The following is a 12,413-nucleotide window of genomic DNA, read 5'->3' as shown; positions in this document are numbered from 1 at the left end:
TGTTTGTGTCTGAATCTTTAGAAGAAGTATGCTACGTTAAGCTGCCATGCGTTGGTGCGTGACTTGCTGTTGTTGTAAGCATTAGTGGCAGCATCCTTTACAGTGAGGTCACCTGTCTTGCCAAGCACAATGTTGTAGTTGATGCCTATTTCAAGGTGGCTAAGGGCGTTGATGCCTACGCCAAGGTTAATACTGGTATTTGAGTCCTTCAGTTTAAACTCACCAGTATTACCATCTTTTACAGCTGCATATGTCTTGCTGCCGATGTTCCAACCGAACTGTGGACCAGCCTTTACGAAAGCGCTTGCTACGCTGCCAAGGCCGACCTGATAACGAAGGTTGATGGGGATGAATACGTTCTGCTCCTTAACTGACTGACCTTCGAATTCTGAGGTGCGCTGGTCATAAAGTGCAGACACGTCAAGACCAATGCCAATCAAGGGGATAGTGAACTTTGCGGTAGGACCAAAGAACCATCCGGCACGGTTCGAAGAGTCAAATGTGCTCTCGTCTGATGACATGCTTACAAGGTTAAGACCTCCACGGAGACCCCAGCCCAGTCCGAGCTGAGCCTGTGCAGGCAGTGCCATCAATGTGAGGGCAACTACCATAGTTGTAAAAAATTTCTTCATAAGCTAATAAAACGTTTTATAGAAAATGATTAATGTCTTTGACGGCGTACGCTGATAAGTGAGCCTGATGACGAGCTGCTGCTCTTGGCACGTGATGTCTTTGTCTTTGTGACCTTCTCTTTCTTCTGCTCAGTAGATGAGCGTGCTTTAGCCTTTGTCTTTTTCAGTTGCTTGGGGTCGATGCTGGCGATGCTGTCGAGAGAGTCGCGCTTTGCCTTGTCTCCGAAGATGTTGTTACGGAAGGCCTCCAGTTCGGCTTCTATGCGCTTCTGCTCTGCTGACATCTTCGTAGAGTCGTTACCAGCAATCTGTGCAAGTGTCTTGCCTAGCATGTTGTTGGTCTTGTATATCTTGCCTTTATAGCGATTGAGAGTGAAGTAGTCATCAAGAGTCATTGTAGCAGCATTGTTCTTGTCACTCGTCATCACCGACTGGCGGCTGAGGAAGGGCTCAACGTCACTGTATTTTACCCAGAACAACGGGTACTTGGCAGACTCGCCACCGAAGTCGTCTTCGCGAATCATCACTGGGCAGATTGCCAATACCTTGATATGGAACGATGAGTTTGCCTGATCATAGTAGGCACTCTCTTTCAGGTAGTACATCTTTACCTCTGCCGATGGTATGTCGCTGTTGTCAACCTTCAGCTTACCGTCGGTTTCTTCATAGAAGATGTGATAGTTGTCAAGCACGGTCTTCATGTCAACCTTGGCAGTTGCATCGAGCACCTCATTACCATCAAGGCGATACTCGTAAACAGGAATATATCCGTTGAGTGCCAGTTTGAAGACATAGGTGAACAGGTTCATCTGCTTGCCTATTGGCTCTGTGGGGTGGTAGAGGCCTGAGTTCTCTCCTATGTTGAGATCCACTTCACGGTAAATATCACGGCGCCAAACCACATCCTCAGGCATGTCAACAGCCGTAGGATACATGATGCGCATGCGCTGTGTCATGCCACCCTGAGCAGTCTTGCTCTGCTGTGCCTGTTGAACAGCAGTCTTGTTGTTCTGCTGAACACGGCTCTTCTTTGGCTGGGCAGCCATAGTGCCGGCAATCAGCGATATCATTAACATTAAAAAAAGTCGTCTCATATAGATAGATTATTTATTTCACGATAATTTCCATTGAAGTAGGCAGCGTGCGTTCTATTCCGTCAGGACCGATGGCCTTCACACGCGAGATGTAGAAACGGCGGTTACGTGTCAGCTTGCGGAAAGTGTCTTTCTGACGTGCAGAGAACTTGTCACCTTCACCTACCATAGGCACGGCGTTACCCATGTTGTCATAGAACACTGTCTCAAACGAGAGAACACGGAAACCAATGTCGAGAATGCCGTCGTCAATGGCTGCACCAATGCCACCAATAGACATGAGGTTGGCTTTTGCCATGCCACCGCCTTTGAAGCGTACAGGATTGCCTTTTTCGTCTTTCATGTCAATATATGGCGTAGGATCAGGCAACTTACGCACACGGAAGGTGAACTGTCCCATCTGCTGTGGTCTGCCAGTATTGGTCGATACAACTGTGATGGTAGCATCTTGTCCAATCTTTGACGGACGGGCAATGAACTTGCCAGGACCTACAGGTGTCAGCGTACCGTTTGTCATTGTGGCTGAGATCTTGTTAAGAGGTACACCTGGGACAGAAATGCTCAACGGATTTGAGTATCCGGCATAGAGCATGTTCATGAGGTCGGCACTAACCGTAGCACTTGGATCCACAACGGTGTATTTCTGAGAGAAGTCGCGACGTATCTTGTCACCATTGCCATTCACTGTCTCGATATGTCCGGCAAGCGTGAAGTCGCCCGTGCGTCCACAGATAGTCTCATATAGGTTGTCCTTTAGCTCCATCTTCTGGTTGCCTATATATACATCAGGAATCTGTGTGGTATCGACGGCTGCCATCACGATGTGAGCGGAGAACTTGTCGCCACGGACGATGGTCTGGGAGTTCGGAATGACAAATGCTTCAAGAGCATTCACACGTATGTCCTTTACGTCTATATTCTGAACAAGCGTGTGGAGCACCTCTCCCTCTGCATAGCGCACATCGTTTTGCAGCTTTGAGAGAAGCGTTACTGCAGCTGCGGCAGGCATGGCCTCGAACATGTATTCCTGCCATGTCTTTGCCAGTGTAGTGGCACTCTTGGGCACTTCTGTCGTGAGGTTGCTGGCAATGAGCTTCTGCTGAGCTGTGTCAGGTACCATCTTCACCATGCGCTCGCGGAATGAGTCGATGGCTTTGCGAAGCTCTTCACCACGACCACGCCCAGGTGCAAGCATAACCTGGTTTGCAGCCTCGAGGTCTTCCTTGCTTTGAATATTTGCCGGGTCACCGTTCTTGCCGTCAGCTTCACGGGCGATAGCTAACTTCAGTTCAGAAGCGAAATCGTAGAGTGAGTCACTCATGTGGCGAACCATCTGAGCTTTGTCATACCACTCTTTTACCTTCTGCGGATTGGCTTTCATCTGCTGATCAAAGTCTTCATAAATGGCAAGATTCTCCTTTGCTGAGTTCTCTGTGGTGCGGCTGAGGCTTTTCTCTACTATGTCAAAGCCGTTGAGCACCTCGTTTGAGACGTTCAGCGCCAGCATAGCCATCAACACTACATACATGAGGTTGATCATCTTCTGGCGGGGAGATACTGGTCTTTTCTTTATTGCCATGTTCTGTTGGGTTTTATGGGCTTTGTAGGGTTAATGGGCCTTTTGGGCTTTATGGGTTTTATGGACATTATGTTTTATACGATAGGTGCCTTGGGCATGTTTGTCGTCATTGCCTCAATCATGCGTGCATAGATCTTGTTGAGTTCAGCAATCTGTTCTGCCATCTTTCGGGTCTGATCATTAATCTCGTCGATGGTGCCGATCTGCTGACTGGCTCCCTTGAGTTGCATCTCATATACCTTGCAGATGCCGGTGAGAGTACGGTTGAGATTCTCCATCTCCTCTGAGTCGCGAGTAAGACGCTCGCTCTGTGCGGATACTTTCTGGAGGGTCTCGGTGAGCTTCTTAAGTTCTTCAACATAGTTGGTCGTTGCCTCTTCCATGGCCTCACCGTCAATCTCAGGCACTTCTGGAGTTGCTGTAACGCCACCAATAACGCCACCGCCAATGACTCCACCACCAATGACTCCTCCACCTGTCACAGCACTGCCATCACCAAAGCTGATAGTACCGCCTTCGGTAGGCTGTTCTCCAGAAACATTGCTTCCACCGCCACCGATGACGATTGTTCCGCCAGCCACGTTTCCTCCTGTCACATTTCCGCCAGCAATAGTTGGCTCAGCCTCGTCGGTGTCAACAACATGCGTAGGCAGGTCTTTGCCGTCTTCTGTCTTGTCAAATGGACGGTCGAAACCAGCAATGAAGAATACCAGAACCTCAGTGCCCATGCCGAGGAACAACATGAAGTTTGCTCCCGGAAGGTGGGTCAGTTTGAAAAGTGCACCGAGAATAACGATAGATGCACCCCAGCTGTATGCGTAGTTCATGAACGTCTGTCCAGGTACGCTGTCAAGCCACTTCTGCAGACGATAGATAATATTGAATTTGCTATACTGTGTCATTGTGATAATTTATTGTTTCGTTTTCTCGATATTTCGTTATTATCTTCTCTTTGCCGATGCTTTCACAGGTTTTGCCTTCTCGCTGCTGGTGTTTGCCAATGAGCGCACGCAGCGGAAGCCTATATATGAGCGGGGCTGGTTCTGATATTCGCTGCTGCGCCATGCAGAACGAATGTAGCTCTCAGGGTCCTTCCATGATCCGCCGCGAACAGACTTCTTCTTCAGACGATAGGGATCCTCAAGGGCTGCATTATAGCTGAGCTGAGGGTTGATGTCATTCATCGCTTCAATGCCAGCCTCTGTATAAATTGTCGATGTCCACTCAGCCACGTTGCCTGCCATGTCGAAGAGACCGTTGGTGTTTGCAGAGTATATGCCGACCTTGCTTGTTATGAGGTTGCCGTCCTTGGTATAGTTACCATTGTCTGGCTTGAAGTTTGCAAAGAAGCATCCTTTTCCGCTTGCAACATCCTCATTCTCCCATGGGAACTCGTTCTGCTCTTTGCCGCGTGCGGCATACTCCCACTCAGCCTCTGTCGGGAGACGATAGCGCTGCACATAGCGTGCTGCCGGGCCTAGACCCTTGAGGAGAAATTCGGTGCGCCATGCGCAGAAGGCATTTGCCTGCTCCCATGTAACGCCGACACAAGGATAGTCGTTGTATGCAGGGTTAGAGAAATAGTTGCGCATATATACCTCGTTGTCTGCATTGGGGAAGTCGTTGACCCAGCATGTGGTGTCGGGGTATATATTAACAATGTATGTGTTAAGGAAGTCCCAAGGACCTGTCAGCTGTCGGTTGATGGTCTGGCGCACGATCTTGCCCTCGTCATCAATATATGCTGTGTCCTTTGATATCCATACCTGTTCCTCGGGATTTGCCTGAATGTCTGTGTTCAGATTGCGCTCCGATGGGTTGAGACGGTTGCGGCGAAGAGCAGCAGCCGTATAGTCGTAGATTTCATAGCGATAGTTCATCTGACTTGCATCGAGGAGCTTCTCGCCTGTGACAGGATTGGTGACATAGACGCTCTCCAGTGCGCGCTGTTCGTCCTCGTTTGGCTTGCGTGGAAGAGCCTTCTTCCAATTGAGATGAGGCTTGACGGGATCACCGTTCTTGTCTTCCTCAATCTTATAGCTCTCGTCGCCGCCATAGTTTGGATCTGCCAGGCGCTCGCGGATGATGGAGTCACGCACGTAGTTGACGAACTGTCGGTATTCAGAGTTTGTTATCTCTGTGTCGTCCATCCAGAAACCATCTACAGAAATGTCGCGTACAGGAGTCTGCTTGCCCCATAGTGAGTCTGTGCTCTCTAATCCCATGCGAAGATGTCCGCGCTTAATGAGAACCATTCCGTAAGGAGCTGGCTCAGAGAAAGAACGACCACCTGATCCTGTTAGCTCGCCGCCAGTAGCAGTGGTGGTCTTTCCACCAAAGCATGATGACAACATGATAATCGTTGTCAGGCAGAGCGCTAAAATAACTGTTTTCTTCATATATGTTTAATCTTCAATATTCAATTGTTCTTCTTTCGTTTACTGCTTACTACTCGTATGTGGCTTTACAGTAGTCTTACTGACTGGTGACGGTTCCGTCCTTTCTTGAAAAGGTTGATGTCCGTCTGATAGCCTACAAGCAGTTCGTGGCTTCCGTTGCCAAGGCTTACCCCATTAGTGTAGGCTTCGTAGCTGTAGCCAATCTTCATTCCGTGGAAGTAGCCTCCTACATATACCGTTACCGAGTTCGTGGGGCTATAGCCCAGTCCGAAGTACATCATCCGACCCTCGTGCTGATAGGTGAGACGGCCTGTTATGTCGGCACGATAGCCAACGCCGTCGGAGCGTCCTAACACTGAGGGCTGTACTGAAAGAAACGGATTTCTGAGCCGAATATTGCCTCCAGCAGTGAAATAATATGTTCTTGCTATCTCTAATTCGTTTGTTTCGCCGAGTTCTACGGTGGGTGCAAAGGCGTGCATAAGCGAGAATCCTGCATACCAGTTGCGGTGCATGTAGTATATTCCAGCTCCGAGGTCGAAGGCTGAACCTGTTATCTGAGATGTTGAGAAAGCTTCGTCGCCAGCCTCTTCAAGTTCCAGCTTTGTACCGTCGAAGTTCTCACCTATGAGAGTGGGCTGTACGCCAATGTTTAGCGTACCGCCAAAGATTTTCATTTTAATTGCATATTGAAGTGCAAAACTGTTGTGCGAGAACAGACCTATCTTGTCGCTCATGAACTTTGCACCTATGCCGTGGTATGCTCCAATGAAATAGAAGGGCAGGTCTGCCGAAGCATACATTGTATTTGGGTTGTGTTCAAACCCCGTGAGGGTCATATTGTATGCCACTGCTACATTCAGCTTGTTCTGTTTGCCAACGGCAGCAGGGTTATATGAAGTTTCCATCGCCCAGTAGTGACTGAACGATGGATCGTATTGAGCATTTGCCTCTGACAAGGTCAATACTAAGGTTAATATGACTAAAAATCGCCTTAACACGTTTATTCTAACGTATTTAGCGCTGTTTTTATTGTGCTAACTATTATTTTATAAGTATAGCTTCTGCTTTTTCAGTTTGTTCCTTTGTCGGCACAGGGGTGTCTTTTAGCGTGTAGTCGATGCCCAGCTGTTGCCATTTGAAAGTGCCGAGAGTATGATAGGGTAGCACCTCTACCTTCTTTACGTTATTGAGCGTATCAATGAACTGACGCAACTGTTTCAGCTGCTCTTCGTCGTCGGTAACGCCTGGCACCAGCACGTGACGAATCCATACGGGCTTGCCTGTATCGGAGAGATAGCGGGCGCAGTCGAGTATGTTTTCGTTTTTATGTCCTGTGAGCCATTGGTGACGCTGGCTGTCAATATGCTTGATGTCGAGAAGTATCAGGTCGGTGCTCTGCATCAGTCGTTCGAACTTCGAGAAGAATGGCTCTTCGCGGGTGAATGGCTGAGCTGATGTGTCGAGACAGGTATTGATGCCACGGCGATGGGCTTCTTCAAATAGGTCGATGAGGAAGTCTATCTGCAGAAGAGCTTCACCACCAGAGACAGTGATGCCGCCATCTGCTCCCCAATAGCTGCGATAACGCTCTGCCTTGTTGAGGAGGTCTTCTACTGATGTGGCAGTGCCACATCCTACAGAACCGTTTCCTGCCGAACTACTCCCTACAGAACCGTTTCCTGCCGAACTACTTCCTACAGAACCGCTTTCTATAGAACTGCTTCCTGCTGAAACTACTTTCCAGGTGTCTGGGTTGTGGCAGAAGCGGCAGCGCATGTGGCAGCCCTGCAGGAAAATCAAAAACCGAATCCCCGGCCCGTCAACGGAGCCGAAGGATTCGGTAGAATGGATATAGCCTCTACTAGTCATACTATATTATTATTTAGGAAAACCTAGGGTTGCCTAGGATAACCTAGGAATGCCTAGCCTTAGAGACTCTCGTGAGCCTGACGTGCAATAACGTCCTCCTGCTGCTCGCGAGTGAGGTCGATGAACTTCACTGCGTAGCCAGATACACGGATGGTGAAGTTAGCATACTCAGGCTTCTCAGGATGCTCCATTGCGTCGCGCAGCTTGTCAACACCGAACACGTTAACGTTCAGGTGGTGAGCACCGCGTGTGAAGTAGCCGTCCATTACGCGTACGAGTGTCTGTGCACGCTCCTCATCGTTGTGACCCAGTGCAGATGGTGCAATGGTCTGAGTGTTAGAGATGCCGTCGAGAGCATACTCGTAAGGAATCTTTGCAACAGAGTTGAGTGAAGCCAGCAGACCGTTCTTCTCTGCACCGTAGCTTGGGTTTGCACCTGGTGACAGTGGAGTTCCGGCACGACGACCATCAGGCAGGTTGCCAGTGTACTTACCATATACCACGTTAGAGGTGATGGTGAGGATAGAGGTCGTTGGCTCAGAGTTGCGATATGTGTGATGACGCTTGATCTTTGCGAGGAAGGTCTTCAGTACCCATACTGCTACCTCGTCGGCACGGTCGTCGTCGTTTCCGTAGCGTGGGAAGTCGCCCTCGATCTTGTAGTCAACATTGAAGCCAGTCTCATCGCGGATGATCTTAACCTTTGCATACTTAACAGCGCAGATTGAGTCAACAACGTGAGAGAATCCTGCAATACCTGTAGCGAAGGTGCGGCGCACGTCGGTATCGATGAGAGCCATCTCTGCTGCCTCATAGAAGTACTTGTCGTGCATGTAGTGAATGAGGTTCAGAGTGTTCACATAGATGTCTGCCAACCATTCAAGCATGTCGCGGAAACGTGGTTCCAGCTCCTCCCATGTGAGATACTCGCTTGTGATAGGACGGAACTTAGGACCGCACTGCTCACGTGTCTTGGCATCAACACCGCCGTTGATGGCGTAGAGCAGAGTCTTTGCCATGTTAGCGCGTGCACCGAAGAACTGCATCTCCTTACCTGTCTGTGTAGCAGATACGCAGCAGCAGATGCTGTAGTCGTCACCCCATATTGGACGCATAACGTCGTCGTTCTCGTACTGTATAGAGCTTGTCTTGACAGAAATCATTGAAGCGTAGTGCTTGAAGTTCTCTGGCAGACGTGGAGAGTAGAGCACGGTGAGGTTTGGTTCGGGTGAAGGACCCATGTTCTCCAGAGTGTGGAGGAAACGGAAACAGTTCTTTGTAACCATGTGACGGCCATCCTGACCGAGTCCGGCTACCTCAAGTGTTGCCCATACTGGGTCACCGCTGAAGATTTCGTTGTAAGAAGGAATACGAGCGAACTTCACCATGCGGAACTTCATTACCAAGTGGTCGATGAGCTCCTGAGCCTCGCTCTCGGTGAGTGTGCCCTCCTGCATATCACGAGTGATATAGATGTCGAGGAATGTAGATACGCGGCCTACTGACATTGCAGCTCCGTTCTGTGTCTTGATGGCAGCCAGGTAGCCGAAGTAGAGCCACTGAACAGCCTCGCGAGCGTTGTTTGCAGGCTGAGAGATGTCGTAGCCATAGATCTTGGCCATCTCTTTCATCTCCTTCAGGGCCTTGATCTGCATTGAGATCTCCTCGCGCAGACGGATGATGTCTTCGCTCATCTGGCGCTTACCGCAGTTGTACTTGTCAATCTCTTTCTGCTCGATAAGGAAGTCGATACCATAAAGAGCTACACGACGATAGTCACCTACGATACGTCCGCGACCATAAGTGTCGGGCAGACCGGTGAGGATGTGGTTGTGACGCACACGCTTCATCTCGTCGGTATAAGCATCGAACACACCGTCGTTGTGAGTCTTGCAGTACTTAGTGAAAATCTCGTGAAGTTTCTCTGATGGCTTGTAGCCGTATGTTGTGCAAGCCTGCTCTGCCATCTTGATGCCGCCATAAGGCATAAAGGCACGCTTCAGAGGCTTGTCGGTCTGAAGACCAACGACCTTCTCCAGGTCTTTCTTGCTCTCATCGATATAACCAGGACCATAGGCTGTCATACTTGAGACAATCTCTGTCTCCATGTCGAGCACGCCACCCTTGGCACGCTCTTCCTTCTGCAACTCCTGCAGGCGTCCCCACAGAATGTTGGTTGCTTCTGTAGGACCGGCGAGGAATGACTCGTCGCCATCATAAGCAGTGTAGTTGTTCTGAATAAACTCTCTAAGATTGACCTCTTCGGTCCATTTGGTTCCTTTGAACCCACGCCATTCTTTACGCATAAAAATATTATAGAAAAAATAAAAAATACCTATATATCTGTTTTTCGGCTGCAAAGGTACATATTATTTATTATATATGCAATACTTATTCATAAGTATATTTGCAACACTTAAAAAATAATGACCAAAATCATGTGTTTTGGCCATTATTCTTTCTATTTGTAGTGTAATATGTGCTTGTCTATTTTACAATTTTCTTCTTGCCATTCATGATGTATAATCCAGGCTTGAGGCTTGACTTTGTTGAAACACGTCGTCCGTCTAGCGTATAGATTCGCTTTTCGTTGTTGCTATCGTTGATGGTTATTCCTTCAACGGAGGTGGCAATCTGTCCGAAGGCATGGAGACGGAAGTTGTCGAAAATGACCCAGTAGTTGCTTGGCATGCTTTCCGACTTCAGGCCAATCTTCATGTCGCCTCTTTCCGTTGTGGTGATAGACACCTCGTTGTCATAGAGTTTCTTCTTGAAGTACTTGCTGGCAGCCTCCATGTTGTTGGGGATGTACTTTCCGCTTACTTCGGCTTCTGTTCCGCCAACCTTGCTAAACTGCGCACCACTGGCAATGTGTGCAATCTTTGCCTCCTTGCTACCAGCATAGAGCACGGCGTTGACATTGTTCGTGCCAGCTATGTAGTCGCTATACGAGTCGGCCGACGAGCCTGGACGCTGGAATCCCTGCATGAGCACCTTGTATGTGCCTATTGGGAGGTCTTCAACTGTCTGGCTGAAGTCGAAGGTCGTCTGATAGAACTCGGCACAGCTGTAGTTTACAGTAGCGCTCTCTGACCAGCCTTCAGTGTTTGTGTCGATAGCAGGGTTGGCCATCAGGAATGTCAGGTCGAACGGCTTGCTCTGGTCGCTTACTGAAACCTGTGTGAGAAATGTCATTATTGCATTGCGAAGTACGTCTCTTGTAGCAAAGACATCTGTAACTGTTTCTGCAGCTTGAATGCTTTCGTTGGTAGTATTGATGGCTGCTGTTAAATTGGCGTTAGCTCCTGCTACAATCTCTACGTGAGGAGTGTTGAGAATGGCGTTTGCCTTTATTGACAGAGCTGCAAAGACTACTTTAGCAGACTTAACGGCCTGTACGTCGAAGGCTTTCATCTCTGCTTCTGTCATGATGATCCAACGCTGGCTCTCTGCGCTGTTGGCAATGTTGAAGGTCTGGGCGGCAATGTTGCCATTGGCGTATGCGTTAATACACTTCGGCTCCCAGTTTGCAGCTGGCTGTATGAGCCAGTATCCGCGCTGTCCGTCGGCATCCACTCGTCCCTTCATTAGCTGCAGGTTCTCGTTGGCAGTCACCTTAGTGCGTTCCACAGTGGTGAAGTTGTTGCTCGTGAATGTGATATAACGACCTGTGGCTACGTTGCGAATCTGGTAGAACTGGTTGTTGGGGGTGAAGGTGGTTGTCCATGCTGCGCTGTCGTTGGCGAGTGCCTGCTCTGTGGTCATCTCCACGAGGCGCAGTCCACCGTCAGCCTTTGGCATGAGGAACGATGTGTAGCGTCCACGGTCGGTAGATTCGTTCTTGATATAGAACTTGGTGTCATCTTCTTGGTTGAGAGAGTAGTAGGGCTGTGCAAAGCATGATGATGTGTGCTGCAGACCATCCTCGCCAAGTGCCTGACATACGAGTGAGTTGCCAATGTAGAGGAAGTCGCTGCCATCGTCCTCGCTGGCACCGTTGATGCCGTAGGGCCACATGTGCTGATAGTCGCCGTTGAGGTGGGTCTCCGTATTCTCCAGGAAGGTGAGCACCTCAGTCACACGTTCGCCCAGCCACTGACCACTACCTGTTGGGTAGCCAGCTGCGTTAGATGTACCAGAACGTAGGTTGAAGCGTGCCCACTCTGTGTTAGCCCAGGGGATTACGCCTACGCCGTGCAGCCATTCGTGAAGAATGGTGCCGCATCGCTGGTAGCTCTCGTTGGAACCCACGCGAACCCATCCACCGTAAGAACAGTCGGCTGTAGGAGTGCCATCTACGAAACCTACACTGGGAGAAAATCCTTTCATTTCTGTGAGGTTGTCCCACCAGTACTTTGCTGTCTCTGAAGCTGTCTTGATGCGATTGTAAGTGGCTTGGTTGCCGCCCTCTCTTACCGTTAGATTAATCTGTCCTTTTGGAATGGTGTAGAACTTCATTGGTTCTCCATAGTACGTCTGTCCGTCTTGTGTGATGACGTAGCCGCGCATGAAGTACTTCGTGCCAGGTTTCAGCTCTTTAAGCCAGTAGATAGGACCTTTCTTGCTGAGCTGTGTTTCTTGGTTTGCCTTGATGTCGTTAACAGTAGGCATGGGGTTCTCGCTACAGCACACGCCACGCTCCTTAACAGATGCGCCATTGCTTGAGAATGTCATTCTTACGAATGCCATCGTTGCTCCACGTGCATATTTGTATGCAGAATTAATTACCGGTTGTGCAGTAGCATTCATGCCAGTCAGCAATAATAGTGCTGTGGCAATAAAATGTTTCAGGTAGATTTTCTTCATAATATTATCTATTTTAGTTAGTATCTGGCTG

9 protein-coding genes are annotated in these 12,413 nt (G+C 49.2%); all 9 read right to left on the bottom strand.

Annotation, left to right across the window (positions count from 1 at the left end; all coding sequences use genetic code 11):
- Nucleotides 1-17 precede the first annotated feature (17 nt).
- The 9 genes from M1L52_RS02255 to M1L52_RS02215 all read right to left on the bottom strand — a co-directional run bounded on the left by M1L52_RS02255 (nucleotide 18) and on the right by M1L52_RS02215 (nucleotide 12,382).
- On the bottom strand, nucleotides 18-632 hold the full coding sequence (locus M1L52_RS02255) for an outer membrane beta-barrel protein (RefSeq protein ID WP_248613188.1): 615 nt from the start codon (nucleotides 630-632) through the stop codon (nucleotides 18-20).
- Nucleotides 633-661: 29 nt separating this feature from the next.
- A complete protein-coding gene (gldN, locus tag M1L52_RS02250; RefSeq protein WP_248613187.1) occupies nucleotides 662-1,726 on the bottom strand; it encodes a gliding motility protein GldN in 1,065 nt (354 codons plus the stop codon).
- Nucleotides 1,727-1,739: 13 nt separating this feature from the next.
- The gene (gene gldM, locus M1L52_RS02245) at nucleotides 1,740-3,305 is read right to left on the bottom strand and encodes a gliding motility protein GldM (RefSeq protein WP_248613186.1); all 1,566 of its coding nucleotides are present in this window, start codon (nucleotides 3,303-3,305) and stop codon (nucleotides 1,740-1,742) included.
- Between the two features lie 74 nt (nucleotides 3,306-3,379).
- A complete protein-coding gene (gene gldL, locus M1L52_RS02240) occupies nucleotides 3,380-4,207 on the bottom strand; it encodes a gliding motility protein GldL (RefSeq protein WP_248613185.1) in 828 nt (275 codons plus the stop codon).
- 39 nt (nucleotides 4,208-4,246) lie between these two features.
- Nucleotides 4,247-5,704: an SUMF1/EgtB/PvdO family nonheme iron enzyme gene (locus tag M1L52_RS02235; RefSeq protein ID WP_248613184.1), complete on the bottom strand. Its 1,458-nt coding sequence runs from the start codon at nucleotides 5,702-5,704 to the stop codon at nucleotides 4,247-4,249.
- Between the two features lie 65 nt (nucleotides 5,705-5,769).
- On the bottom strand, nucleotides 5,770-6,705 hold the full coding sequence (locus M1L52_RS02230; protein ID WP_248613183.1) for a PorP/SprF family type IX secretion system membrane protein: 936 nt from the start codon (nucleotides 6,703-6,705) through the stop codon (nucleotides 5,770-5,772).
- Between the two features lie 43 nt (nucleotides 6,706-6,748).
- The gene (locus M1L52_RS02225; RefSeq protein WP_248613182.1) at nucleotides 6,749-7,576 is read right to left on the bottom strand and encodes a radical SAM protein; all 828 of its coding nucleotides are present in this window, start codon (nucleotides 7,574-7,576) and stop codon (nucleotides 6,749-6,751) included.
- A gap of 59 nt (nucleotides 7,577-7,635) precedes the next feature.
- Nucleotides 7,636-9,882, bottom strand: a complete 2,247-nt coding sequence (pflB, locus tag M1L52_RS02220) for a formate C-acetyltransferase (protein WP_248613181.1) — start codon at nucleotides 9,880-9,882, stop codon at nucleotides 7,636-7,638.
- Between the two features lie 181 nt (nucleotides 9,883-10,063).
- Complete coding sequence (locus tag M1L52_RS02215) at nucleotides 10,064-12,382, bottom strand: hypothetical protein (protein WP_248613180.1); 2,319 nt, start codon at nucleotides 12,380-12,382, stop codon at nucleotides 10,064-10,066.
- Nucleotides 12,383-12,413: the final 31 nt, after the last annotated feature.

This window comes from Prevotella sp. E13-27 (assembly GCF_023217965.1).
GTDB lineage: Bacteria > Bacteroidota > Bacteroidia > Bacteroidales > Bacteroidaceae > Prevotella.
This window is presented reverse-complemented; position numbering and strand designations above follow the sequence as displayed.